Origin of the sequence: Paraburkholderia sp. GAS38 (assembly GCF_050434965.1) — a bacterium.
In the GTDB taxonomy this organism is placed as follows: Bacteria; Pseudomonadota; Gammaproteobacteria; order Burkholderiales; family Burkholderiaceae; genus Paraburkholderia; species Paraburkholderia phenazinium_A.
Genome location: NZ_JBNDJO010000011.1, coordinates 61,316 through 86,307 on the forward strand (window position 1 = coordinate 61,316; position 24,992 = coordinate 86,307).

The window sequence follows — 24,992 nt, forward strand, 5'->3', positions numbered from 1 at the left end:
TTCTACCGCATGATCTGCGCACGCGTTGATGCTCGAATCGGGCTGTAACGAGGCTTTTGCACGCGCAAGCGCAGAAATATGTTCCAACTGGTGAGTTCATAATTGATCGACCGAACGGTCGGGCGGCTGCGCTTCCCGCACCCTGGCCATTCGGTAGAGTCCAGCGCACGGGCCGTTGGCGCTATCATTGTCCTTTCCCGTCTCACACAGCGCACCGCGCCACCCGCATGGCTTCCCACGACTATCTGAAGAAAACCTTGACCGCGCGCGTCTACGACGTCGCCCGCGAGACCGAACTCGAGCATGCGCCGAATCTGTCGGCACGGCTGCGCAATCCGATTTACCTGAAGCGCGAAGACAACCAGCCGGTCTTCTCGTTCAAGGTGCGCGGCGCGTACAACAAGATGGCGCATATTCCGGCCGAAGCGCTGCAACGCGGCGTGATTACGGCGTCGGCGGGGAATCACGCCCAGGGCGTGGCGCTGTCGGCCGCGCGCATGGGCGTCAAGGCGATTATCGTGGTGCCGGTCACGACACCGCAGGTGAAAGTCGACGCGGTGCGCGCACACGGCGGCCCGACGGTGGAGGTCGTGCAGGTGGGCGAGTCGTATAGCGACGCCTACGCGCATGCCGTCAAGCTGCAGGAAGAGCACGGCCTGACCTTCGTGCACCCGTTCGACGATCCGTACGTGATTGCCGGCCAGGGCACGGTGGCAATGGAGATCCTGAGCCAGCATCAGGGGCCGATTCACGCCATCTTTGTGCCGATTGGCGGTGGCGGGCTGGCGGCCGGGGTTGCCGCTTACGTCAAGTCGGTGCGCCCGGAGATCAAGGTGATCGGCGTGCAGACCGACGATTCCTGCGCGATGGCGCAGTCTCTTAAGGCGGGCGAGCGGGTCACGCTGAGCGAAGTGGGTCTCTTCTCCGACGGCACGGCCGTGAAGCTGGTGGGCGAGGAAACCTTCCGCCTGTGCCGCGAGTATCTCGACGACGTGCTGATCGTGAATACCGACGCCCTGTGCGCGGCGATCAAGGACGTGTTCCAGGACACCCGCAGCGTGCTGGAGCCGGCGGGCTCGCTGGCGGTGGCGGGCGCCAAGCAGTATGCGGAGCGCGAAGGCATCGAGAACCAGACGCTGATCGCGGTCACCTCCGGCGCCAACATGAATTTCGACCGGATGCGTTTTGTGGCTGAGCGTGCCGAGGTCGGCGAGGCGCGCGAGGCCGTGTTCGCGGTGACGATCCCCGAAGAACGCGGCAGTTTCAAGCGCTTCTGCGAACTGGTCGGCACGCGCAGTGTGACCGAGTTCAATTACCGGATCGCCGACACGAACTCCGCGCATATCTTCGTGGGCGTGCAGATCAGGAACCGCAGCGAATCCGCGCAGATTGCAGGCGCTCTCGAAACACACGGCTTTGCCACGGTCGATCTGACCGGCGACGAGCTCTCCAAGCAACATATCCGCTACATGGTGGGCGGCCGCTCGCCGCTCGCGCATAGCGAACGCCTGTTCCGTTTCGAATTCCCGGAACGGCCGGGTGCGTTGATGAAATTCCTGTCGTCGATGGCGCCGAACTGGAATATCAGCCTGTTCCATTACCGGAACCAGGGCGCGGATTACAGCTCGATCCTGGTGGGCATCCAGGTGCCCGTTTCGGAAAGCAGCGAGTTCGACCGCTTCCTGACGACGCTCGGCTATCCGTATTGGGAAGAGACGACGAACCCGGTGTACCGGCTGTTCCTCGCATAGGCTCACGGACCAGGCTTATGGCACTTACGCTTCAGGACAAACTGGTCGTCGCGATTTCGTCGCGCGCGCTGTTCGACTTCGAGGAAGAGAACCGCGTGTACGAGGAAGGCGACCTGCACGCCTACGAGACGTTGCAGCGCGAGCGGCTCAGCGTGCCCGCCAAACCGGGCGTGGCGTTTCCGCTGATCCGCAAGCTGCTGGCGCTGAATGCGGGCGCGCATCGCGTCGAGGTGGTGATCCTGTCGCGCAGCGATCCGATTAGCGGACTGCGGGCGTTCCACTCGTGCCGCGAACATGGCCTCGCGATCGAGCGCGGCGTGTTTACGCGTGGACGTGCGCCGTTTAGCTATTTGAAGCCGCTGAATGCATCGCTCTTTCTGTCCGCCAATCAGGAGGACGTGCGCGATGCTTTAGCCGCAGGATTTCCGGCTGCACGCGTGTTGCCGGAATCGGCGAAAATGGCGAGCAAGTATCCGGACGAGATCCGCATTGCCTTCGACGGCGACGCCGTGCTGTTTTCCGACGAGGCCGAACGGGTGTTTCAGAAAGATGGCTTGCGAGCGTTTGTGGGCCATGAAATCCACAACAAGGATTTGCCGTTGGCCGACGGCCCGCTCAAGCCCTTGCTCGAAGCGCTGCACCGGCTGCAGAACCTGGCGGGCGAGGCTGCGCCGACCCAGGCCGCGCCGATGCACATTCGTACGGCGCTGGTGACAGCGCGTTCGGCGCCGGCACACGAACGCGCAATCCGCACGCTGATGGCGTGGAACATCGAAATCGACGAAGCGATGTTCCTCGGCGGTCTCGACAAGAGCGCATTTTTGCGCGAGTTCGAGCCGGACTTTTTCTTCGACGATCAAATTGGCCACTGCGAATCGGCCCGCGTCGTGACGGCGACGGGGCACGTGATGAGTGGCATCGTGAACGCATCATGACACCCGAACAATCACCGCTTGGCAAACCTGCCGCTTATACCGAACAGTACGACGCGACGCTGCTCTTTCCGATCGCGCGCAAGGCCGCGCGCGAGGCGATTGGGATTGGCGCGCAGTTGCCGTTCTTTGGGACGGACATCTGGAATGCCTACGAGCTTTCCTGGCTGAATGGGCGCGGCAAGCCGCAGATTGCTGTGGCGACTTTTTATGTGCCGGCGGATTCGCCGAATATCGTCGAGTCGAAGTCGTTCAAGTTGTATCTTGGGTCGTTTGCGCAGACTTCGTTTGAGTCGTTTGAGGCGGTTAGGGATACGATCAAGCGGGATGTTTCTGCTGTCTGTGGGGCGAGTGTTTCGGTGCACCTCACCGGGCCGATGGATTTTGGCAAGCTCGCGCTTGAGGAGTTTGAAGGCACTTCACTGGATCGGCTTGATCTCGATACGGATGTCTATCAGCCGGATTCCTCTTTGCTCAAGGCCGCGCTTGAGGAGTCTCCTGTTGAGGAAACCTTGTTTTCCAATCTTCTTAAGTCGAATTGTCCTGTTACCGGGCAGCCTGATTGGGGGAGCCTGCAGATTCACTACGTCGGGCCACAGATCGATCATGCCGGGCTACTGCGGTATATCGTTTCCTACCGGAATCACACCGGGTTTCATGAGCAGTGTGTTGAGCGGATCTTTGTCGATGTTCTCAAGATTTGCAAGCCGCTGAAGTTGGCTGTGTATGCGCGTTACACGCGGCGTGGGGGGCTTGATATCAATCCGTTTCGTACTAACTTTAATCTGCCTATGCCGGATAATTTTAGGACTGCGCGGCAGTAAGGGTTTTGCCTGCGGCGCCTTGTTGGTTGTTTGTTTATGGCGTTGGCCTCTCCTTGTATTCTTATCGGTCTATTTGTGTCGCCCCTGTGCGGGGCGGCACTTACTTTCTTTGCCGCCGCAAAGAAAGTAAGCAAAGAAAGCGGGCTCACACCGCTAGCCCGTAGTGAGACTCCTCTCTTACAACCACGGAGTGGTCCGAGACGAGATGGGCTCTCGCGCTACAAGCGTTAGTGACACAGCCATCATCCGCTCCAGCGTCGCGCTTCGCGCCCCGCCGATAGGTATAGTCCATTTGTACCTCCTTGAAGAACATCGTTCGCAATGAACCGCAGTTCCCCCTGTCAAATTTCGTAGAGTCTCTACCGTGCATGGCCCCAAAGCGATTCAATCCCATGTCGGCCCATGTACAGAGGCAGGTTCGAGCAATGCCCAGTGTTTTGCTCTGGCGGCGTGTTCGGTCTGAAATGTGGTGGGCCGACTCCTCCAATTCCGGCGGTTCCTTCATCCTCGTTGCAACGCCGTAAAGGCGCGATCGCTCCCAGCCTTCGTCGTTACTTTGCGCCATGTGTACGTGCTCTCAGTGCTGCACAGCTACCGTCTGCACATCGGTTGTCGCCAGCTTAACGCGTTTCGCTGACACCGCTTTACTTCTAACGCCTTTAGCCCCACCTCGAGCCCCGCGGGAATCACCTTCCGCTTTCCGCGCCGACGTCAGAAGCCGCGCGGCCGACCGAGCATCGAGCCTCGTATCCGGCACCCCGCCCGCATCGCAAGCAATAATGCGGAACATCTCAAGTGAGCCCTCCGCCTCCCTCAAATACGTCTCCGCCGTATCAACGAGCAGCCCGAGCAGCACATGTTGACTTTGTCGCTCCTGAAACGTCATCGCAGGAGCCCTAAGCATGGCCGCCGACAACTCGACAAGTCTCTTAAGGTTATCTATCTGCCCTTCGCAAAACTCAAAGGCAGAGCGCGCAACGCGCTCATGGTGGATGGCGCTGACAGGCTTGGGTGGCGCAAGGTGTTTGTGTTCAGCCGATTGGGTCATGGTGCGATTTCCGGTTGTATCCCTGGATCGCCCGACACTCGCTTACAGATGGGGTGAGCGGGCACGTAACGGGGTTAGCAGACCGGGTCATAACCAAACCGGCGAGCCTTGCGGCTCCCCCGCTACGGCCCGCCCATTGAAGACAGACGTGCAGCAGCAGACGCACGCCCCGCCTGGACGGGGGTGCGGGTTATGACGCAGGCTGCTAAACCTGACCATCGGTTGTTGCCAATGGCGAGGAAAAGTATAAAACCGCCTACGCCGAAACCCATCAACTATTCAGGCGAAATACAAATATTCCAGAAAATCGGATTTATCTAATTGCAATTTACCTGGCACTACGATCCAAGTGGATCACACAGCGGCCCCCTCAGAGTCAGCGGTCTGACGGACCTGTCCCGACTCCGTCAGACGCAACACCCAAACCTCAAGCCTTCCCAGCAGGCGCCTTATAAGCAACGCAATCAACTTCGACTTTACAGTCAATCACCATGCTGGAAACCACGCATGCCCGCGCCGGAGGATTCTCCCCAAAATACTCGCGAAACACTTTATTGAACGAAGCAAAGTCTCGCGGATCATCGAGCCAAACCCCGCATCGAACCACGTGCTCAGCGCCATATCCAGCTTCCTTGAGAATAGCGAAGACGTTCTGAATCGCCTTGTGCGACTGCGCCACAATCCCGCCCTCGATCACTTCGCCGTTCTCCATCGGCGTCTGCCCCGACACGAACAACCACCCATCCGCTTCAACCGCACGCGCGAACGGCATATGTTGCCCGCCGGTTCCCTTGCCACCTTCAACGCCATAACGCTTCATCGAAACACTCCTTATAAGATCCAGCGGCACGCAAGCCCAGGCCCAATCGCAAGCACCAAAGCACCAATGCACCCAAGCCAAACACGCACCGCATCAACAAAAACAAACCCTCAAAACACGCCCTGCGCATCCACCCGCGATGCCGCACCGCGCGCCACAAAATGCCCGGCCCGCTCACCGGTCGGCTGCCCATCCCGATACGACAACACGCCATTCACCCACACCGCGTCAATCCCATCCGCCGGCTGCTGCGGCTTCTCGAACGTCGCCGCATCGCGCACCCGCGCCGGGTCGAACAGCACCAGATCCGCGTGATACCCGATATGCACCTCGCCACGCTGCGTCAACCCAAAGCGCCGCGCCGACAAGCTCGTCATCTTGCGCACCGCCTCCTCCAGCGGCAACAACCTCACATCACGCGCGTAATGCCCCAGCACGCGCGGGAACGCGCCCCACAAGCGCGGATGCGGCAACGGATCGTTCGGCAAGCCATCGGAGCCCACCATCGTCGCCGGATGCGCCAGGATGCGCATCACGTCGTCCTCCGACATGTTGTGATACACCGCGCCCGCCGGCTGCAAACGCTTGCCCGCCTCCTGCTGCGACACGCCCCACTCCGCGGCAATCACCTTCACCAGCTTGCCCGCCATCTCCGGATGCGGCTCCGACCACGTAATCGTGATGTTGATATCGCCCGTCACCTGCTTCAGATCCAAAGTCGACGAACTACGGTTGTACGGATAACAGTCGCAGCCAATAGGCTGCAATCGACGCGCGCCCTCCAGCGACTTCAGCACCTCGGGGCTGCGCCCCCAGTTCGACGGCCCCGCGCACTTCAGATGCGAAATCACCACCGGCACCCGCGCGTGACGTCCCACGCGGTAGGCCTCATCCATCGCGTCGAGAATCGCCTCGAACTCCGTGCGCATGTGCGTCGTGTACAGCGCACCGGCCGCCGCGAGAGGCTCGGCGAGCGCCATCACTTCTTCCGTCGGCGCCGAGAACGCTGAGCCGTACGCCAGGCCCGAACTCAGCCCGAGCGCGCCATGCTGAAGCGCCTCTTCCAGCTGCGCGCACATCCCTTCGATTTCCTGCGCGGTCGCCGCACGGTCGAGCCGGTCCATCTGGTTGTTGCGCAGCGCCGTATGCCCGATCAGCGCACCGACGTTCACCGCCGGGCGCGCCGCATTCACGGCTTCGACGTACGCAGCGAAGGTCGGATACTGGAACGCGTCGCGCTCGCCGAGCAGATTCATCGGATCGGGTGGATCGCCCTTCAACGCCACCGGCGACGCGCTGATGCCGCAGTTGCCGACGATCACCGTCGTCACCCCCTGGCTGATCTTCGGCAGCATTTGCGGCGCGCGAATCACGTGGGTGTCGTCGTGCGTGTGGACGTCGATAAACCCTGGCGCCAGCGCCCGTCCGTTCGCTTCGACGATCTCTTCGGCCAGCCAGTTGGACAGATTGCCGATCGCCACAATCTTGCCGTCACGCACGGCCACGTCGCGTTCGACCGGAGGCGCGCCTGTGCCGTCGTACAGTTGTGCGTCGATGATCAGCGTGTCCGCGGCTTCGGGATGCGAATGCATGGGTCAGTCTCCTAGCGGTTGTCGGTCGCCGCCGCCGCGGTGCGCATCCAGCGCGTGTTTCATGCGGCGCAGCAATTCGCGGCTCTCGTCACCCTGGCTGACAGCGAGTTCGGTGACGAGAACATCGAGCGCCATCATCATCGCGTAGCGGGATGACGATGGCTTGTAAATGAAATCGGTTTCGAAAGCGACGATCGGGATCACCCAGTCGGCCAGCCGCGCCAGCGGCGATGCGGGCGCGGTCAGCGTAATCAGCGTCGCGCCGTAGCTGCGCGCGATGCGGCAGTTCTCCACCATCTCCGGCACCCGTCCGGTGGCCGATAACGCAATCACGACACATTCGCGCGATACCGTGCTTGCCACCATGCGTTGCAGCAAGCCGTCCTGGTAGGTTGCCACCGGCCGGCCGAGGCGCACAAGGCGAAAGCGCATTTCATCGGCCAGCGCAGTCGAACCGCCGCCCATGCCGAACACGTAGATCATGCGCGCTTCGCGCAAGGCGGCGGCGGCCTCGGCGACCGGCGCCTTGCGCAGCAACTGATGGTTATGAGTCAGCGCGGTCTGCACTTCCTCGAACACCCGGGTAGCAAGCGGTTCAGGCGTCTGTGCCGACGCGCCGCTTTGCAAAAAGCGCTGGCCCACCGCCGCCGCCTGCGCGAGCCGCAGCTTCAGTTCGCGCACGTCACGGCAGCCCACGGCCTTGGCAAAGCGCGTGACCGTGGCGACGCTCACGCCGGCCTGCAGCGCCAGCGCGCCAATGCTCGCGCGCGATGCGCCGGTCAGGTCGTCGAGGATCAGCGCGGCTACCTTGCGCTCGGCCGAACGCAACTCCGGCGCGCATTCGGCGATGCGGGCGACGATGTCGAAAGTAAGCGGTTCAGCGCTGGAGTTCATGAGGGACGTCAGGATCGTGGGGACCGTAGCGGCGCCCGAAACGCCGCGCGCGGCACCTTGTACCAACCGGCTGTGCCGTCGTGGTACTAAATAACATTTCAGGAAACATCCTACTTTCGGTAACATGTGAAAGTCAACTTCGCTGCAATTTATCTGGACGATGGAGCAGGATTACATGAAAGTTACAAACTATCAGGGCGCAACGATTGATCCTTATAGCAAGGGCTTGGGCATGGTTCCGGGCACCAGTATCCAGTTGATGGACGCCGGCCGCCTTGAATGGAATCTGCTGAACGAGGACGTGAGCCTGCCGGCCGCCGTGCTCTACGCAGATCGCATCGAGCACAACCTGAAGTGGATGCAAGCGTTCGTCGCGGAATACGGCGTCAAGCTCGCGCCGCACGGCAAGACCACCATGGCGCCGCAACTGTTTCGCCGTCAGCTCGAAACCGGCGCATGGGGCATCACGCTCGCCACCGCTCACCAGGTGCGGGCCGCTTATCACGGCGGCGTGTCGCGCGTCCTGATGGCCAATCAACTGGTCGGTCGCCGCAACATGCTGATGATCGCCGAAATGCTGAGCGATCCCGAGTTCGAGTTCTTCTGCCTGGTGGATTCGGTTGAGGGCGTCGAGCAACTCGGCAAGTTCTTCGGCTCGGTGCGCAAATCGCTGAACGTGCTGCTCGAACTCGGCGTGCCGGGCGGGCGCACTGGCGTGCGCGACGAGGCACAGCGCAACGCGGTACTCGACGCGATCGCGCGCTATCCGGATGCGCTGAAGCTCGCCGGCGTCGAACTGTACGAGGGTGTGCTGAAGGAAGAGCAGGAAGTGCGCGAGTTTCTGCAGAGCGCCGTGGCCATCACGCGCACGCTGACTGACGAAGGACGCTTTGCGCGCACGCCGGCCATTCTGTCCGGCGCCGGCTCGGCCTGGTACGACGTGGTGGCGGAAGAATTCGTGAAGGCATCGCAAGCGGGCGAGGTGGAAGTCGTGCTGCGGCCGGGCTGCTATCTGACGCATGACGTCGGCGTCTACCGGAAAGCGCAGACGGACATTTTTGCGCGCAATCCGGTGGCCAGGAAGATGGGTGAAGGGCTATTGCCGGCGCTGCAACTGTGGGCCTATGTGCAGTCGATTCCCGAACCGGACCGCGCCATCATCGGACTCGGCAAGCGTGATTCCGCTTTCGACGCCGGCATGCCCGAACCCGCCCGCCACTACCGTCCGGGCAACGAAGCGCCGCGCGAGATTGCGGCCAGCGAGGGTTGGGAGATTTTCAGCATGATGGATCAGCACGCGTATCTGCGGATTCCCGCCGGAGCAGATCTGAAAGTCGGCGACATGATTGCGTTCGACATCTCGCATCCCTGCCTGACCTTCGATAAGTGGCGCCAGTTGCTGGTGGTGGATCCGTCGTATCAGGTCACGGAAGTGATCGAGACGTTCTTCTGACAGAGGAACATACGAGGAGCGGTAAGCGTGAGCGCTTGCCGCTCACTGAGCGTCTTGCGCCGCTCCCGCCGCGCTGACCTCGCCAATCCGTACCTCGAGCATCTTCAACGCACCGGATAGCGCAGCCAGCGCGTCGTCCGGTACCCCGGCGATCGTGTCATGCAGGAACGCGTTGCGGCGCGGCAGGCTCTCTGCTGTCGCGGCCATGCCCGCTTCCGTGAGACGCACGTTGGTCACGCGGTTATCGCGCTCGTCCATGCTGCGCGAAATCCAGCCCAGCACTTCGAGCGCTTTCAACTGCCGCGTCAATGCACCGGGATCGACCCGCAGGCGCTCGACGAGTCGCTTCTGCGACGACTCTCCACCCTGGTCGTGCAAGGCCAGCATCACACGCCAACGCGGCATGGGATGCCCAACCTGCGCCTCGAACGCCGACATGAACGCCCGATAGGTGCGGCCGAATTGCTGAACGATGGCGATGCGATCCTGATCTTCCATGGTGTACCGACGATGCGGGTGTTCGAAACTCAATCTGCGTGGATGACCGGTTCAACCTGACGCCGGATCTTGATAGGCGGCACACGGTGGCTCTGCCAGACCGACACGACGGCGATCACGGCGGCCAGCGCGAGACCCAGATGAATCGCCGAGACAAGCGCTTCGCGCGCCGACTCGAGCAGCATTGCACCGTTGTGGCCGGCGTGCGTCAACTGGCCCAGCAAGGTGGCTTGCGCGTCGTGATTGATGAGGATCTGCGGATCCCCGAGATCGGAGAACCAGTGCGTGGCCTGATCGCGCTCCAGCGCGCTACGCACGCCGCTCGCGTACATATGCGTCACGAGCGTACCGGTCAGCGCCGTGCCGATCATCCCGCCAATCATCCGCAGCGATTGCAGCAACGCCGTCGCAATACCAAGGTGTTCCCGCCCGGCGGTTTGCTGCGCGAAGATCGTCAGATTCGGCATCACAAAGCCAAGACCAAGACCGCCGATCACCATGAACGTCATCAACAGCCATTGCGGCATCGCGCGGGTCGCCACCACGACGCCGAGACACGCCAGCGCCATCATCGTAAAGCCGATATACAGCATCAGATTCGGATTGCGCACCCGCGACACGATCCGGCCGTTGGCGATGCTGCCAATCGTAATGAACACGACCAGCGGCGTGATCACGAGGCCCGCCTCCTTCGGCGACATGCCAAAGCCGCCCTGGAACAGCAGCGGTGCGTAGAACAGCAGGGAGAACATCGAAAAACCGCCGAGCACGGCCAGCGTGAACAATGCGGCGAGACTGCGGTTGCGGAACATGTCGACCGGCAGAATGGCCGTCGGGCAACGCTGTTCCCATTTCCACAGCGAGTAGGCCGAGGCCACGCTCGCCACCAGCAGGGCAACGGCCGTAAACGTCACGCCGTGTTTAGGCAGCATCTCGACGAACAATTGCAGCGAGCCGAGCGAGATGGCGATCAGCAACGCGCCAGGCCAATCGAGGCGCATCTTGCCTTCGTGCTCGACATGCCGTAAATGCGGCAGGAAGCGCCAGACGAAGAACAGCGACAGCAAGCCGACCGGCAGATTCACATAGAAGACCGAACGCCACCCGTAGTACTGCGTGAGAAAGCCGCCGAGCGATGGTCCGATTGCGTTGGCGATGCCGAACGCCGAACTCATCAACACCTGCCAGCGCAGGCGGACGACGGAATCGGGGAACAGATCGGGAATACAGGCGAAGGCGGTGCCGACCAGCATACCGCCGCCGATACCCTGCAGACCGCGCGCCAGCACGAGGAACAGCATGCTGTTGGCCATGCCGCACAGTACCGAAGCGGCCGTGAAGACCACGATCGACGCAATCACGAACGGCTTGCGCCCGTAGTAGTCGCCGAGGCGGCCGAAGATCGGCACCGTGATGACCGAGGTCAGCAGGTACGACGTGGCGACCCACGCGTAGAGCTCGAAGCCTTTGAGCTCGGCCACGATCGTGGGCAACGCGGTGCCGACGACGGTTTGGTCGAGCGCGACCAGCATCGTCACGAAAGACACGCCGAGCATCGCCATCAGCGATTCCCGGAACGGTAAGACTTGCCCACTCGAGTGGTGAGCCGCGGTATGGACGGCCATATTTTTGATAGCGCAACAGTTGACGCGTCAAACAATAGGGAATCATACCATGTTATGGCGCTCTAAACTGCGAGTGACGGTGCACATTCCGGTTCGCCGCCGATCGAACTATCTACAGAATCCGCCTGCGCCAGGGAGGCACATGGAGTCCACTTCGCTCGCCGAACAAAGCTTGTCCGACGAAGACCTGATTGCGCTGCGCCGCGCAAAACACGAGCTGGAAAGCCCTGCGCTGGCGATGAAACTTGCCAGCATCGTCGGGGCGCCGCTCGAAAAGCTGCTGTCGCGGATGCCGGCCATCGCCAACGAAAAGGTGACCGACGCCACCCAGCTCGCGCTACGCAAGTGCCTGCAGATCGCGCTACGCACGCTCGGGCGTCAGGACGGTGCCACGCCGATAATGGTGCCGGACAAGCCCAGCAATCTGCTGCACAAGTTCGCGGTGGCGACAACGGGTGCGGCCGGCGGGGCCTTCGGGCTGTTCGCACTACCGGTGGAATTGCCGGTCACGACCACGCTGATGTTCCGCTCGATCTGCGACATCGCCCGCAGCGAGGGTGAGGACCTGTCGTCGATCGACACGCAGTTGCAATGTCTCACGGTGCTGGGGATGGGCGGCACGTCGAAAGCCGACGACGATGCCGACTTCGGCTATTTCATCATGCGCGGCGCGCTGGCCCAGGCGGTCTCGAAGGCGTCGTCGGAGATTGCGACCAAGGGCTTCACCGCGCACGGCTCAGCCGCACTGCTGCGTCTGCTCAACACCATCGCCTCGCGCTTTTCCGTTCAGGTGAGCGAACAGATCGCGGCCAAGTCGATCCCGGCGATCGGCGCCGTGCTCGGCGCGATGGTCAATACGGTGTTCATGGACCACTTCCAGCTGGTGGCGCATGGCCACTTCACGGTGCGCCGGCTCGAGCGCCAGTACGGACCGGAACTCGTCAAGTCCGCCTATCAGACCATCGACATCGCGCTCGACGGTTGACTGCTGCGCGGGCTCGTCACCTGGCGCACGAAACCGGCGGCGCCGTCGAGCGCCCGCCGCGCCTCCGGGATGAAGGGCGTGAAGATCTGCCAGACGTGCGGCATGTTCGGCCATATCTGCAATTCGACCGACACGCCCGCCGAACGCGCGGTCTCGGCTACCCGTCGCGCGTCGTCCAGCAACACCTCGGTGCTGCCGGCCTGAATGAACAGCGGCGGCAAGCCGTGCAGGTCCGCATAGACCGGCGACGCATAGGGATGAGTGGCTGGCGTATCGCCCAGATAGAGCTTGGCCGCCCGGCCGATGGCGGGACCGCTGAACATCGGGTCGACGCCGTCGTTGGTGCGGATCGACGCGCCGCTCGCGCCCAGATCCGTCCACGGTGAGAACAGCAGGCCGCCCGCCGGCAACGGATCGCCGGCGTCGCGCAGTGCGACGAGGGTCGCCAATGCAAGACCGCCGCCCGCGGAGTCGCCGGAGATCACGATCGATTGCGCCGGCGTGCCGTCCGCGAGCAGTTGGCGGTAGGCGGCCAGCGCATCGTCGAGTGCAGCGGGAAACCGGGCTTCGGGTGCGAGCCGGTAATCGAGCGAAAACGCGGGCGCGCGCGAGCGCGTCGCGAGGCCGAACACGAGCGACCGGTGCGAACGCGGCGAACAGAAGTAGTAACCGCCGCCGTGCAGATAGAGGATGGTAGGTGTGCCAGCCGCGCGGCCCGCGCCGGCGGCGGCAGGTTCCAGCCACTCGCCGCGCAACGTCTCGCCGGCGCCGTACTGTTCGCGCAAGCGCCACCCGGACGGCACTTTCGGCGACCATGCGCGCTTTGCCGTCAGGGCGCGCGCGCCCGCGACATTGATCTCCGTCTTTTGCGTGGCCGGTCGAAACTGACGGCGCAGATACCAGCATGCGAGAGCACTTTGCCAACTCATCGGATCCCCTCCGTGAACGCTTGACGGTCATGGTACGTGCGTTCGTGGGCACGTCGCTGGGTGAGCGGTTCTAATCCGGCTGGAATGCGACCTGAACGGGGGCCTTCGTGATCGGCATGTGCCGCGTCCGGGGCGAGAACGTGATATTCATTCCGACCAGCCGACGGCTATGGCTGTGGCTACGACGCGCCGGTTAGTTGGAAGGCAACACCTGACCGCGAATCTCACCCGATGGGTTCTGCACGGTATGGATGTTGAAATACCATTGGCCGGCCATCAGGTCGGTCACCTGCTGATCCGATAGGGTCGCCGAACCTTTGATCGGGCTGGCGAGCGCACCCTTCTCGATCGGAACCTGGACCTTGGCGTTTTGCCCGACCGGCGCCGGACCGTGGAAGTGAGCCCCCGTAGTGGGACTGGACAGGCCTTCGTATGTGATCGTCCACTGCAACGCCTTGGTCGACGTATCGAAGGTGGCGTTCAGCATGCCGTGCCCGTGACTCACGCGCGGTGGCACTTCGCTCGACGGTTCGAGGTCGGCCTTGAGCGCCACCGTGTCTGCGAAGGCGATCCCCGACGCCAGCGCCCACAACACGACGCCCAGACTCAGCTTCCGAATTGCAATCATTTTTTTCTCCGGACTTGGTGCACCGCCGCACCAGCGGACAGGCTGCGCACGGAGCCACCACATACTAGTGCAATTCACTCGCTGACGTTGGGCTGACTGGACCATCCGACGCACGGCCGATTCCTTCCCGGCAGAAACCGTGCCGCCACCCGGTTCAACATTTCAAAATACTTAATTGCGCATTTTGCACAGAATCGACTCGCGATGGAGCGCTATGCTTCGGTTAGCGAGAAGTGACTCCTTCATCGAAGGATGTCTCCAATCTTTAACGCGGCTTCGGCCGCGTTTTTTTTCGCCTGGAAGAACGGGAAAGCTGTGCCCGGTGGCGCCGATGAGCCGATTCGCGACATGCGCCGCGGCGCGGCCACCGCCACCGCCGCAGCCTGATCAGGCGAGCAGTGCAGCCTGCTCTTCGATCCCATCGAGCATGGCGTGGCATTTTCTGACGAGCGCGAGGCCATCCGCGCGGAGCGAATCGGGCGTCTTGACGGCCATACCGGCCCGGTATTGTTCCAGCGCGGTGAGGAGTGGCGGATACTGCAGCACGCCCACCGCGCCCGCCACCCGGTGATGCCATTCGCGCAATTGCGCGACATTCGCGTCATCGAGCAACGTCGGCAACGCCCGGACGTCGTCCCGCACGGACGTGACGAACGAATCCAGCAACGCCTTCACGGTCGATTCACTGCCCCACAACTGCGTCATGTGGCCAAGATCCACGGGCACGAAGGGTTCGACGGACTCCTGCCCTTGCTCTGGGACGGCCAGCGGGACGCTGACCGCGTCGGCCGGCATCGCGGCCTGGCGCGCCCCATCCGCGCCGAACCAGCGGCTCAGATGTTCGCGCAGGGTTGCGAGACGGGTGGGCTTGACGAGGCAATCGTCCATGCCGGCGTCGCGGCATTGGCTCAAATCCTCCGGCGCAGTGTTGGCCGTGATACCGAGGATCGGCAGACGCTGCGCGCCGCTGCCCTGTGCCTCTTCAGCTTCGCGCACTCGACGTGCCAGTTCGTAGCCGGACAGGTTTGGCATATGGCAATCGGTGATCAGGCATCCGTAGCTTGTCTGTTTCAGCGCGGCGAGCGCTTCTACGCCGTCGTTCACAACATCGCACGCGAACCCGAGCAGCGTCAGTTGATGACGGATCAACTCCTGATTGACCGGATGGTCCTCCGCCACGAGGATCAGGCGGCCGCTTGCGATGGCACGCTCCCGGTCCGGCGGAGCCGAGCCCGCTTCGGCAAGGCCGCGTGAACGCGGCGCAGGAGTCGACAGGCCGGTCAACGCCGCCGCACACGCTGCACCGAGTCCGCGCCAGGAGATGGGGTTGATGCTGACGCGCACGGTGTCGTCGAGAATGCGGTAACCGGTCGGCTTGGGTTTCTCCGTCAGGCAAATCAGACGCGAGCCGAGACGCGCGGCGCCCGGTATTTCGATCCCCTCGCTCAGGAAAATCAGGTCCGCGCCAGCCAGCGCCGCCGGGTCGCTCAACTCCGCGCTACCCAGCCCCACCCTGCGCAATTCGATACCGAGCGCCTGGCCAAAATGCACCAGCGCCTGCGCGACGCGAGCGTCGGCCACGGCGACGACACCGCGCTTGCCGCGCAGACCGCCCACCTTGTAGCGCTGCGCCTCGATGGGCATCGCGAGCCGCACGGTCATGCGGGTTCCCACGCCAGGTGTGCTCTGCAACTCCAGCACACCGTCCATCAGGGCGATGAGCTTGCGACAGATGGTCAAGCCAAGCCCTGTGCCGCCGAAGCGCCGCGTCGTCGACGATTCCGCCTGCACGAACGGCTCGAACAGGCGCGCCTGCACGTCAGGCGCGATACCGATGCCGGTGTCTTCAACCGTCATCTCGAGCGTCTGCGCCGCGTGGGTCTGTTCGGTGACCGCGACCCGCACGTCGACCTCGCCGACCGGCGTGAACTTGATGGCATTGCCGAGCAGATTGAAGAGAATCTGCCGCAGCCGCACGCTGTCGCCCCGCAAGCTCGCCGCCACCTCGGGCGCAATGTCCACGCGCACTTTCAGGCCCTTCTCGTGCGCGCGCCCGGCAAGCAGGCCCACGGCGTTGTCGACCAGTTCGCGCATGTCGATCGGCTCCGCTTCAATCGTGAGCCGCCCGGCTTCGATCTTCGAATAGTCGAGCAGATCGTCCAGAATCTGCAGCAAGGCACCGGCGGACTCGTGGATCATGCCGAGCATTTCGCCCTGATCGGCGTTCAGGCGCGTACGTTCCAGCACCTCGACGAGTCCGAGCACACCGTTCATCGGCGTGCGGATTTCGTGGCTCATCATGGCGAGGAAATCGTCCTTGGCACGCGATGCCGCTTCGGCGAGATCGCGTGCACGCGCCAGCTCCTCCGAGCGAGCGTGCTCCGCGCTGGCGTCCACCCAGTAACCGCTCCAGACCACACTGTCGGGAGATTCGCGACGCGGCACCAGTTCCGCCCGCACCCACTTGAGGCCGTCGGACGCCAGGAAGCGAAACTCCATATGAATCTGGGTTCCGGCGCGTGCCGAGCGTTCGAGTTCGGCCAGCACGCGCGGCCGGTCTTCCTCGCAGACGCGCTCGAAGTCGATCGCGCCGCGGCTCGTGAACGCGCTGCTGTGGCCACCCAGCAAATGCTCGGCGTCGCCCCCAATATACGGAAACGAGTAGCGGCCATCCGCATCGCGCCGCAACTGAAATACCACGGCCGGCAGCGAGCGCGTGACGTCGAACAGGCGCCGCTCGTTCTCACGAGCGCGCATCTCGGCTCGCCGGATATCCGTGATGTCGACCATCGTGCCCAGCACGCACGAGGGCTGGCCGTCGACGCGATGACAAATGCTGGTCCAGAACAGGCCATGACGCCCATCGCCGTTGGCGTCCTCGAACTCGAGTTCGAGTTGGGCACGCTCGCCGGTTTCCAGCATCTCGCGCGTCGCCCGTTCGAGTCGGCGGCTGTTGAGTGGGCCCCAGGCCTGCACCTGCTCGCTGGTCAGTCCCATCACTTGCTCGCGCCGCAAACCCGAACTCTCCTCGTAAGCGCGATTGATGGCGATATAACGCCCTTCAAGGTCTTTGGCGACGAGCGGATAAGGCACCGTCTCCATCATGGTCTGCTGGAAGTTCAACTGCGCTGCCAGTTCCAATTCGGTCTGCTTGCGCCGCCGCACCTCGCGCTGCAGCAGCAGGTAGGCGCGCAGCGTCACCGCCAGCACCGCGCCAATGCCGATCAGCAACGGCAGCAAACGCACCGCCGTCACGCTCCAGGCGCCGTGCTCTCCGGTATTTCCGGTCACCCATTTCTGACGGATACGTTGCTTTTCTGCGGGTGGCATCGCCAGCAGCGCGCGATCGATCAACCCGGCCAGCGGCGCCAGATCGGAGCGCACGGCGAAACCCAACGAGTCCGATTCGCCGACGGTGCCAAGGATCTTCAGCTCGCCTGCATAGCGCGGCTTCAACTCGAGATCGACGGCAGCCACGTTGCCGACCAGCACATCGGCCTTGCCGCGCGCGACCAGATCGAGTGCGTCGTCAAGGCTTGGTGCGACCGTGATGTTCGTTGCCGGGACGTTGTACGCGGACAGCGGAATGGACCCGGCCACATGCGCGGACATGGCGATGCGACGCGCCGCGAAATCATTCAGACTCCGCGCGGCGGGCTCGTCCTCGCGCCCCACGATGACAAGCGGGTAGCTCTCGTAAGGACGGGTGTTCACCGCATTTTTCAGACGCGGGTCGCCGCGCGATGAAGTGGCCAGAACCGCCAGCTCGCCGCGCTGAAAGGCGCCTATCGTCGCAGACCAGTTGGCAAGCGGCGGCCGGGTGAACTGGACGCCTAGTGTGCGGCTCAGATAGTCGAGATATTCGGCGGCGATGCCGCTTGGATGCCCTCCATCGTCGAGGTAACTGAATGGCGGCCAGCCGCTGTCGAAGCCCATGGTGAGCGGTGGCAGCGAGCGCAGCCAGGTCTGCTCGGCAGGAGTCAGCACCAGACGTTTCGCGGGATAGATGGACGGCGAGTCGAAACTTGTGCCGAGCCAGCGCGCGCGAATGGCGGTCTCGTCCGAGGGATACAACGCCGCAAGCGCACGATCGAGCTGATCGCGCAGAGCGCCGTGGTCGCGCGAAACGGCGAAGCGCAGCTCACTGGGCCTACCGCTATCTTCGAAGGCGATGCGCAAACCACGAAATGCCTCGTTCGACAGCGCGTATTGAACCGAGGGCGTGAAGCCCAGATAGGCGTCCGCGTCACCTTGCGCGACGGCTTGCAACGCTGTGCCCGTGTCGGCAAACGAAGCGATCTGCGCATGGGGAAAACGTTCGCGCAGCACGCGCTCGAGCGCGAAGCCTTTTTCGATGGCGAGACGGGCATTGGCCAACTGTGCGGGGTCTTTGACGGCGTTGCCATCGGCCTTCACCACGACGGAAGTGGAGGCCCGGAAATACGGCGCCGTAAAGCTGAGGCTGTGCTCCCGCTCAGGAGTGCGGGCGATACTCATCAACAGGTCGACCTTGCCGGCCGCCACGGCCGCGAGAAGTCGCGGCATGTCGGGATAGGTCACCGGTTCGATCACGACGCCCGGGCCGACGAGCGCGCGCAGGTAATCCGCGCTTAATCCGCTCAGACGGCCGTCTGCCACTTCCTCGAAGGGCCCCCATCCGCCCGCGAGCGTCCCGACGACGAGCTTCGCCGGAACGGCGCCGCTCGCCGCGGTTGCGGCGGACGCGGTGTCTCCGCCTGCTAACACCGGTGTTGCCGCAAGCGCGAACTGAGTGACGAGCAGCATGAGCAAAACCGCGACGCTCCGCGCAAGGCGTCGCGCGGCTTCGCACACGTTCCTGATACCGGGCGCATTCATGATAGACACGCGGACCATGCCGGGACTCGCCATTCAGGCGGCTCCGCCACACTTCGCCGCTGCGCCGCCACGGCTCACTTGCGGCTTGCCGCACAGGAGAGCGTGCAAAGCGCCGGCGGCGATGCCCCCGGCCATCGGCGCGGCCCAGAAAAGCCATAGCTGATCGAGCGCCCAGTCGCCGACGAACAATGCCGGCCCCGTAGAGCGGGCCGGATTGACCGCCCCGTTGGTGACCGGCAGCGCGACCAGATAGATGAGTGCAAGGCAGCCGCCCTTTACGAACGGCGTGACGGAACGCGAAGCGCCTCTGCGCGACATGAGCAGATTCGCCATCACCAAAGCAAAGGACATCACCAGTTCAATCACCACGACGGAGTGGAACTGATAGTCCGAAGGGGAGTGGTCGCCGAAACCGTTGGCGCCGAACTCGCTTGCCGCGAGATCGAACCCCGGCCGCCCGCTCGCCACGTAGGCGAGCAGCGCAGTGCCTGCGACCGCGCCGAGAATCTGAGCAGCAATGTAAGGCACCAGATCGCGAATCGGGAAGCGATTGGCGACAGCAAAGCCGACCGTCACGACAGGGTTGAAATGCGCCCCGGAGAGACGCTCGAGCGCATAAGTGGCCGTAGCCAGCGCCAGACCGAACGCAAGCGCCACTTCCAGTACGCCATAACCTGGCTGCGAGGCCGCCCCATTCAGGACGATGCTGCCGCACCCCACGAACACCAGCCACGCCGTGCCCACCCCTTCGACCACCAATCGTCTGCCCAAGCTAATCATTGCGCCCCCTCACTGTCCGAGTCACACGGTGCGAAGGCGCGCGCTGTGCGCCGGCCCGCTGCCATGCAGATTCTTTGATGAAATTTGCATGCCGAATCGTTTATTCGTGAAAGATCGTTGCAACCGTTCATGAACCGCATGCCACATCAAAGTATGAGATGGCGGTGCGGCCTCACTAATCAGACGATTCCGAAATCAGCGAAGATGCCCGACAGATTCTGAGAATTTCTCTCACACGCGCTCAGGTCAAACCTAGCTGCTGTGCATATTTGATCAGTGCGGATTCCGAATCGAGTCCCAGTTTGCGCATCGCACTGCGTTTTTGCGTGCTGATCGTCTTACCGCTACGGTCGAGTCTCATTGCAATCTCGCTGATGGACATTCCTTCTATGTAGAGTCGGAACACTTCCCACTCCCGCGCACTCAGAACACCCGCGCGAGGTTGTGGGAAAGAACCCATTTCGTCGAAGGCCAATTGCACGCTGGCTGACAGATAACGATGCCCCGCCACCGCAGCCTCGATGGCATCCGCGAGCGCGCCGATGGTGTCGCGCTTGTCGACGATGGCCGACACGCCCACGTGCAGCAGGCCCGATAGGGTCGGCGGATGACAGATCATCGTCAGCACCACGACGCGCGGATGCGGCGGGTGTCGCAAGACACGCCGCAAGGTCGGCGTGGCATTTCTGAGGCCGTCGATGTCCGGCATGCCGATATCGGATACGACGACGTCGCATGGACAGGTGTCGACGAGTTCCGCCAGCGTTTGCGTGTCGGACGCTTCGCCGACGATCGACAGGGACGGCACGGCTTCCAGCAGACGCCGCACGCCAAGGCGCACGCAGCTATGGTCGTCGGCCACAATCACTCGGGTAATCGGTGTCATCTTGTTGTTGTGGTATTGACTGGCATTCCTTGCACGCAGTGCATTCCCCAGGAACGGCTCAGTCATGGTTCTGACCGTCGCGCCGGCTTGCCGTACGCGACGCCCTACCGGATCAATGGCGGTGTTGCGGCAAATCGTCCGGCAGCAAACCGTGTTCGGCCGCAAATTTGAACAGCTCGCTATCGCTGTGCAGAGCGAGCTTGCGCATCGCCTTGCATTTCTGCGAACTGATCGTCTTGACGCTGCGGCCGAGAAGATTGGCAATTTCCGTCACGCCGATGCCCGACGCGTATTGCTTGAGCACCTCTATCTCGCGCGGCGTCAGCAACTCGCGTACGAACTCGCGCCGCCGCGCGATGCTCGCCTCGGCGATGGCCGCGCGTACCGCCGGTCCGACATAGCGCTCGTGCGCGAGCGCGGTGATGATCGCAACATGAATCAGGTCGATGCGGTCACGCTTGCTCATCACCGCCTCGACCCCGAGCGACATCAACCGCTCCAATACCGCGGGCGCCGTTTCCATGGTCAGCACCACCAGCGCCACGTCGGGGTAGCGCCGGCGGAACTGCTTGAGTGTGCCGAGGGCATCTGCGTCAACGCTTCCCGGCATGTACAGATCGATCACGGCAAGATCGCACTCGACGCGATCGGCAACGGCCATTAACTCGGTGGCGTCGCTGGCCCGACCCACGATCTGCATGTTGGGAAAGCCCGTCATCAGACTCTCGATCGCCAGCAGGACAAGCGGATGATCGTCCGCGATAATTGCTCTGATGGGCGTGCTTGTGTCAGCGCCTTCGTTCATGGTGGTGGGAGCCCATTCGTTTTATTGGATTCGCGTCGCTCCCTCGCGGAGCAAGCAGCCTAAGGCGAGCATCAAACATTTGTGGAAACACAAACATAAGATTGCTCCGAAATGCCACGCGAGCGCGGCTCGAAAAGCCTTTTTACTTAGTTATCCGACACGATTGTCAGAATGATCCATGGGCTCTGACAAACGCAAATAGACCAGGATCGTTCGCGATGCCGAGCTTCGTCATGGCGAAGCGTTTTTGCCGACTCACGGTGCGGACATCGCGTCCGAGGGCTTGTGCGATTTCAGATATCGACAGCCCCTGTGCGAACATTCCTATCACCTCCAATTCTCGCGGTGACAGATTTCTCATCTGCAGCATGCCGTCGGGTTCGCTGTCGAGTCCGGCGAGCGCCTCGAGGATCGACCGGCTGATGTGAGTTTGCCCGGCGCTCGCCGAGCGAATTGCGGCGACCAGTTCGTCCATCGGCTCCGTCTTGTTGAGCATACTGACCGCGCCGTCTGAAACGACGGACCTCAGAATGGCGGTATGGGTCAAACTGGTGAGTACCACGATGCGCAGCGCCGGCCAGTCGCGGCGGAGCCTGCGAATCAGCCGCAAGCCGTCCTCGGCCGGGCCGGTCACCTCGGGCATGGTCAGATCGGTGACGAGTACGTCACAGGCAACGCGCCGCAACAGGTCGATCAAAACCGAGGGACTCGCCGCTTCGCCGGCGATCGTGATGTCGCCATGGGCGGCAAGCGCAGAGCGGACGCCGAGCAGAACGAACGGATGATCGTCTGCCACGATGACTCGAAGGTTCACCATGATTTTCTCTCGTTTGTTGTATGTCTATGCGCGTCAATCGCTTCGATGGAACGCGGTCAGGAGTACCGCTCGCCCGGCCAGGCTCACGGCCCCCTCACAGCTTCGAAACGGTGCGGCAGGTGCCCCCATGAGATCACGTTCTCGACAAAATTAGGATCGGAGCTTTCCGAATCAACCGTTAGCGTCGACAACCTCTCCCAAACAATAAGGAATACAGAATTTATGCGTAGGAATGTTGGAAGCACAATATTCCGCACGCCCCTGACTGCCGAACCACCGGAGAACCATCGCGCTACGGTTCGCAACGCGCCTGCACCTGCGTCTCTACCGCTGCCCGTACCTTGGCGGTAATGGCACGCGGAAACACCGGCAACGCAATCAATGCAAATACGCTGGCCACCGCCCACACCATCGGCCATGAGCCGAGCGCGAGCAGCGGCGGAATCGCCAGCGGCGTCAGGAACAAGGTCAGAAACGCAAACGTGTTGCCCATCGCGAGCGCGGTGCCGGCCCGACTGGTGCCGGCGAGCGTCGCGAGTTCGGTGAACGCAACGCCGTGCCAGGCCGACGCGCTCACGCCACCCAGCACCAGCAGCCCGGCAAACGCGGCTGTCATCGCCGCGTGGTGCGGGCCGAGCAAACCCGTCACCACGGTGAGCAGCGCAAACAGCAAAGCGGTGACGAGGCTACAGGCCCGCATGTATGCACGACGATTGCCGCGCCGGTCGGTCCAGCGGCCGCTCCAGACGCGGGCGATCGCCGCGCCCGTCTGCACAGCCGCCATCGTCGCGCTGATCAGCAGCACACCGGCATGGTCGAAGTCATGCAAAAAGACCGTGCCGAAAGTCACCACCGCGAGCTGCGGTACGCACAGCGCGCCGATGCCCAGCGCAACCCGCCATACGCGGATATCGCGCAGCGGACCCGAGGACGCGCTCGCGACCGCCGCCGCAGTAGCAGGCGCGCCGCTGCGCACGGCATCGCCGTGTTCGTGGGTCGCCGGTTCATGCAGCCAGGACCAGGCGAAGGCCGCCGTCACCGCGCAGAGCAGCGCCAACACGCCGTACACGCTGGCGAAGCCGAAGTGCGACGCCAGCGCCGGCAACATCAGCGCACCAAGACCGCCGCCGGCGGGTACGGCCGTCTGGCGAATGCTCATCGCCAGGCCTCGCTCGCCTTCGCGAAACCACGCCATCACCGCGCGGCCGCTCGAGCCGTTGACGCTGCCGCCCAACAGCCCCACCAGCAACAGGCCGAGCGCCAGCATGGGCAGGCCCGGCACGTAAGCTCCGCGCGGCACCACAAACAGCCCCATGCCCGCGAGCGCCACAGCGGTCGCACCCAGACCGAGCAACAGAACCCGCCGGTCGCCCCAACGGTCGGTAAGCAGGCCCCATGGCAGTTCGCTGACGGCGATGCCGAGTCCGAGCATGCCGAGCACGAGACCAAGGCCGCTATTGCCGACGTGATAGCCGGAGCGCAGAAACACCGCCGTCGTCGGGATACCGGAGAATGCCGCCGAAAAGCTGGCGTTGGCCGCGAAGCCCACCCCCAGCACCTTCCAGCGGTGATGGACGCCGCGTGCGCGGCCTCCCTGTGCAACAGATAGCGATTCGCTTCCCATGATGCCCTCGGCAAAGATGAACTGGGGCCATCGTACGGCTGGACTAACTATCGGAAAAGCCGGAAAATCAGATCACTTCCATCGGAGATTCCGAATCATGAACTGGCGTGGATTCGATTTGGGCCAACTGCGCAGCTTCGTCGCCGTGGCCGAGGCGGGCAGCGTATCGGCGGGCTCGGAGCAAGTGTTCCTGTCGCAATCGTCGGTCAGCGAGCAGTTGAAGAAGCTGGAGGAACGCGCGGGCCAGCCGTTGTTCGTGCGCAGCAAGCAGGGCGTCACGGCCACCCAGGCCGGTGGACGGCTACTCGATCATGCGCGCCGCATCCTCGCCATGAGCGAAGCCGCGTTCGAAGACCTGCAAGGCCATTCGCTCGACGGCGAACTGCGTATCGCCATCACCGACTACTACCGGCCGCACGATATCGCCCGCATTCTGAAAACGTTCTCGGAGCAATATCCGCGGCTCAAGCTGCACGTCACGGTTTTGCCGAGCGCCACGATCGACGAAAGCGCAGGTGACGACGCCGCTTTCGACATCGGCCTGTCGTTGCGCCTCATGACGCCGGGCAACCGGCGCGGCGCCGCCGGCAGCGCCCGCGTGCAAGGTGTCGTGGTGCGGCGCGAGAAGCTGCTGTGGGCCATCGCGGCCGACGCGGCCCCCCACGTCGGCAAGCCGTTCCCGCTGGTCCTGCTGCCGGCCACCTGTCAGTTACAGCGCTTTGTCGTCAAACGGCTCGACGAACTCAAGGTGCCGTTTCTGATCGCCCATTCGGCATCGGGCGTAGCCGGCCTGCAACTGGCATTGAAGGCAGGGCTCGGGATTGGCTGCCTGAACGAATCGTCGATCGGCGCCGGGGTCGTCGCGTGTGCGGCGAGCCTCGGTTTGCCGGCGCTGCCCACGGTGGAGTTTCATCTGCTGCCGGGGCGCGCCGGAGAAAGCGAACGCGTCAGCAACGCGCGCGCTGCGTTGGTGCGACTGTTCAGTTGATGCGCGTCGCGCACGCAAAAGCAGCCTGACGCCCCTCTCGCTTGCGTGCAATGCGAGTTTGAAAGCACGCAGGATGCCGCCTATGATTAACCGGTGTCCGCGAGAAAGGGGGTTTTGCGCGGGCACCGTAGTCAGAAAAGTAAATATTCGGCCGCATTATTTTGCACTGCGCATCATATTGAACCCATCGGTTCGGATTCTCGGTTTCGCTGTCGCGTTCTGAAGCAGGTTTGAAGGGCTGTCGTGCATGGGCATT

At 63.1% G+C, this 24,992-nt stretch carries 20 protein-coding genes; 6 read left to right on the forward strand and 14 right to left on the reverse strand.

All coding sequences use genetic code 11. The features are described from left to right. The first annotated feature begins 227 nt into the window (after positions 1-227). From ilvA to queF, 3 genes are read left to right on the forward strand one after another with little or no spacing between them, the layout of a single operon-like run. Positions 228-1,751, forward strand: coding sequence for a threonine ammonia-lyase, biosynthetic (gene ilvA, locus P3T42_RS23995; protein ID WP_074300802.1), 1,524 nt, complete (start codon positions 228-230; stop codon positions 1,749-1,751). A gap of 17 nt (positions 1,752-1,768) precedes the next feature. After that, positions 1,769-2,686 (forward strand): 5'-nucleotidase, encoded by a 918-nt coding sequence (locus P3T42_RS24000; RefSeq protein ID WP_074300803.1) that lies wholly within the window; start codon positions 1,769-1,771, stop codon positions 2,684-2,686. Beyond that, on the forward strand, positions 2,683-3,507 hold the full coding sequence (gene queF, locus P3T42_RS24005) for an NADPH-dependent 7-cyano-7-deazaguanine reductase QueF (RefSeq protein ID WP_074300804.1): 825 nt from the start codon (positions 2,683-2,685) through the stop codon (positions 3,505-3,507). The genes P3T42_RS24000 and queF overlap by 4 nt, the downstream gene beginning before the upstream one ends. Positions 3,508-4,084: 577 nt before the next feature. On the opposite strand, the gene P3T42_RS24010 is transcribed toward queF, so the two are convergent. The 4 genes from P3T42_RS24010 to P3T42_RS24025 all read right to left on the reverse strand — a co-directional run bounded on the left by P3T42_RS24010 (position 4,085) and on the right by P3T42_RS24025 (position 7,861). After that, entirely contained in the window at positions 4,085-4,555 is a 471-nt protein-coding gene (locus tag P3T42_RS24010; RefSeq protein WP_429307441.1) for a hypothetical protein, read from the reverse strand. Positions 4,556-4,982: 427 nt separating this feature from the next. Further along, positions 4,983-5,375: a RidA family protein gene (locus P3T42_RS24015; protein ID WP_074300807.1), complete on the reverse strand. Its 393-nt coding sequence runs from the start codon at positions 5,373-5,375 to the stop codon at positions 4,983-4,985. 110 nt (positions 5,376-5,485) lie between these two features. Further along, positions 5,486-6,967, reverse strand: coding sequence for an N-acyl-D-amino-acid deacylase family protein (locus tag P3T42_RS24020; protein ID WP_429307442.1), 1,482 nt, complete (start codon positions 6,965-6,967; stop codon positions 5,486-5,488). A gap of 3 nt (positions 6,968-6,970) precedes the next feature. Continuing rightward, entirely contained in the window at positions 6,971-7,861 is an 891-nt protein-coding gene (locus P3T42_RS24025) for a MurR/RpiR family transcriptional regulator (RefSeq protein ID WP_429307443.1), read from the reverse strand. A 175-nt stretch (positions 7,862-8,036) separates the two neighbouring features. Between P3T42_RS24025 and P3T42_RS24030 the strand changes: the two genes are divergently transcribed. Continuing rightward, on the forward strand, positions 8,037-9,314 hold the full coding sequence (locus tag P3T42_RS24030) for an amino acid deaminase (RefSeq protein ID WP_074300810.1): 1,278 nt from the start codon (positions 8,037-8,039) through the stop codon (positions 9,312-9,314). 42 nt (positions 9,315-9,356) lie between these two features. On the opposite strand, the gene P3T42_RS24035 is transcribed toward P3T42_RS24030, so the two are convergent. After that, complete coding sequence (locus tag P3T42_RS24035) at positions 9,357-9,812, reverse strand: MarR family winged helix-turn-helix transcriptional regulator (RefSeq protein ID WP_429307444.1); 456 nt, start codon at positions 9,810-9,812, stop codon at positions 9,357-9,359. 29 nt (positions 9,813-9,841) lie between these two features. Continuing rightward, positions 9,842-11,437, reverse strand: a complete 1,596-nt coding sequence (locus tag P3T42_RS24040; RefSeq protein WP_074300812.1) for an MDR family MFS transporter — start codon at positions 11,435-11,437, stop codon at positions 9,842-9,844. A 142-nt stretch (positions 11,438-11,579) separates the two neighbouring features. On the opposite strand from P3T42_RS24040, the gene P3T42_RS24045 reads away from it, so the two are divergent. Further along, positions 11,580-12,422 (forward strand): EcsC family protein, encoded by an 843-nt coding sequence (locus P3T42_RS24045; RefSeq protein ID WP_074300813.1) that lies wholly within the window; start codon positions 11,580-11,582, stop codon positions 12,420-12,422. Here P3T42_RS24045 and P3T42_RS24050 read toward each other — a convergent pair. From P3T42_RS24050 to P3T42_RS24085, 8 genes are all read right to left on the reverse strand, one after another. Beyond that, entirely contained in the window at positions 12,392-13,351 is a 960-nt protein-coding gene (locus tag P3T42_RS24050; RefSeq protein WP_429307445.1) for an alpha/beta hydrolase, read from the reverse strand. The genes P3T42_RS24045 and P3T42_RS24050 overlap by 31 nt on opposite strands. Positions 13,352-13,544: 193 nt before the next feature. Next, positions 13,545-13,979 (reverse strand): CHRD domain-containing protein, encoded by a 435-nt coding sequence (locus P3T42_RS24055; RefSeq protein ID WP_074300815.1) that lies wholly within the window; start codon positions 13,977-13,979, stop codon positions 13,545-13,547. A 387-nt stretch (positions 13,980-14,366) separates the two neighbouring features. Further along, on the reverse strand, positions 14,367-18,764 hold the full coding sequence (locus P3T42_RS24060) for an ATP-binding protein (RefSeq protein WP_429307446.1): 4,398 nt from the start codon (positions 18,762-18,764) through the stop codon (positions 14,367-14,369). A 105-nt stretch (positions 18,765-18,869) separates the two neighbouring features. Beyond that, positions 18,870-19,616, reverse strand: a complete 747-nt coding sequence (gene aqpZ, locus P3T42_RS24065; protein WP_074300816.1) for an aquaporin Z — start codon at positions 19,614-19,616, stop codon at positions 18,870-18,872. 241 nt (positions 19,617-19,857) lie between these two features. Next, positions 19,858-20,502, reverse strand: a complete 645-nt coding sequence (locus P3T42_RS24070; protein ID WP_074300817.1) for a response regulator transcription factor — start codon at positions 20,500-20,502, stop codon at positions 19,858-19,860. Between the two features lie 112 nt (positions 20,503-20,614). Then, positions 20,615-21,307 (reverse strand): response regulator transcription factor, encoded by a 693-nt coding sequence (locus P3T42_RS24075; RefSeq protein ID WP_074300818.1) that lies wholly within the window; start codon positions 21,305-21,307, stop codon positions 20,615-20,617. Positions 21,308-21,473: 166 nt separating this feature from the next. Then, positions 21,474-22,124, reverse strand: coding sequence for a response regulator transcription factor (locus P3T42_RS24080; protein WP_253190228.1), 651 nt, complete (start codon positions 22,122-22,124; stop codon positions 21,474-21,476). 292 nt (positions 22,125-22,416) lie between these two features. Continuing rightward, positions 22,417-23,748, reverse strand: coding sequence for an MFS transporter (locus P3T42_RS24085; RefSeq protein ID WP_429307447.1), 1,332 nt, complete (start codon positions 23,746-23,748; stop codon positions 22,417-22,419). A gap of 97 nt (positions 23,749-23,845) precedes the next feature. Here P3T42_RS24085 and P3T42_RS24090 point away from each other — a divergent pair, with 97 nt between their 5' ends. Further along, the gene (locus tag P3T42_RS24090) at positions 23,846-24,736 is read left to right on the forward strand and encodes a LysR family transcriptional regulator (RefSeq protein WP_074300820.1); all 891 of its coding nucleotides are present in this window, start codon (positions 23,846-23,848) and stop codon (positions 24,734-24,736) included. The last annotated feature ends 256 nt before the right edge of the window (positions 24,737-24,992 follow it).

Excerpts from the sequence above, each read along its gene's own strand:
- ilvA (WP_074300802.1), top strand. The coding sequence starts at position 228 with ATGGCTTCCCACGACTATCTGAAGAAAACCTTGACCGCGCGCGTCTAC.
- P3T42_RS24000 (WP_074300803.1), top strand. The coding sequence starts at position 1,769 with ATGGCACTTACGCTTCAGGACAAACTGGTCGTCGCGATTTCGTCGCGC.
- queF (WP_074300804.1), top strand. The coding sequence starts at position 2,683 with ATGACACCCGAACAATCACCGCTTGGCAAACCTGCCGCTTATACCGAA.
- P3T42_RS24010 (WP_429307441.1), bottom strand. The coding sequence starts at position 4,555 with ATGACCCAATCGGCTGAACACAAACACCTTGCGCCACCCAAGCCTGTC.
- P3T42_RS24015 (WP_074300807.1), bottom strand. The coding sequence starts at position 5,375 with ATGAAGCGTTATGGCGTTGAAGGTGGCAAGGGAACCGGCGGGCAACAT.
- P3T42_RS24020 (WP_429307442.1), bottom strand. The coding sequence starts at position 6,967 with ATGCATTCGCATCCCGAAGCCGCGGACACGCTGATCATCGACGCACAA.
- P3T42_RS24025 (WP_429307443.1), bottom strand. The coding sequence starts at position 7,861 with ATGAACTCCAGCGCTGAACCGCTTACTTTCGACATCGTCGCCCGCATC.
- P3T42_RS24030 (WP_074300810.1), top strand. The coding sequence starts at position 8,037 with ATGAAAGTTACAAACTATCAGGGCGCAACGATTGATCCTTATAGCAAG.
- P3T42_RS24035 (WP_429307444.1), bottom strand. The coding sequence starts at position 9,812 with ATGGAAGATCAGGATCGCATCGCCATCGTTCAGCAATTCGGCCGCACC.
- P3T42_RS24040 (WP_074300812.1), bottom strand. The coding sequence starts at position 11,437 with ATGGCCGTCCATACCGCGGCTCACCACTCGAGTGGGCAAGTCTTACCG.
- P3T42_RS24045 (WP_074300813.1), top strand. The coding sequence starts at position 11,580 with ATGGAGTCCACTTCGCTCGCCGAACAAAGCTTGTCCGACGAAGACCTG.
- P3T42_RS24050 (WP_429307445.1), bottom strand. The coding sequence starts at position 13,351 with ATGAGTTGGCAAAGTGCTCTCGCATGCTGGTATCTGCGCCGTCAGTTT.
- P3T42_RS24055 (WP_074300815.1), bottom strand. The coding sequence starts at position 13,979 with ATGATTGCAATTCGGAAGCTGAGTCTGGGCGTCGTGTTGTGGGCGCTG.
- P3T42_RS24060 (WP_429307446.1), bottom strand. The coding sequence starts at position 18,764 with ATGCTGCTCGTCACTCAGTTCGCGCTTGCGGCAACACCGGTGTTAGCA.
- aqpZ (WP_074300816.1), bottom strand. The coding sequence starts at position 19,616 with ATGATTAGCTTGGGCAGACGATTGGTGGTCGAAGGGGTGGGCACGGCG.
- P3T42_RS24070 (WP_074300817.1), bottom strand. The coding sequence starts at position 20,502 with ATGACACCGATTACCCGAGTGATTGTGGCCGACGACCATAGCTGCGTG.
- P3T42_RS24075 (WP_074300818.1), bottom strand. The coding sequence starts at position 21,307 with ATGAACGAAGGCGCTGACACAAGCACGCCCATCAGAGCAATTATCGCG.
- P3T42_RS24080 (WP_253190228.1), bottom strand. The coding sequence starts at position 22,124 with ATGGTGAACCTTCGAGTCATCGTGGCAGACGATCATCCGTTCGTTCTG.
- P3T42_RS24085 (WP_429307447.1), bottom strand. The coding sequence starts at position 23,748 with ATGGGAAGCGAATCGCTATCTGTTGCACAGGGAGGCCGCGCACGCGGC.
- P3T42_RS24090 (WP_074300820.1), top strand. The coding sequence starts at position 23,846 with ATGAACTGGCGTGGATTCGATTTGGGCCAACTGCGCAGCTTCGTCGCC.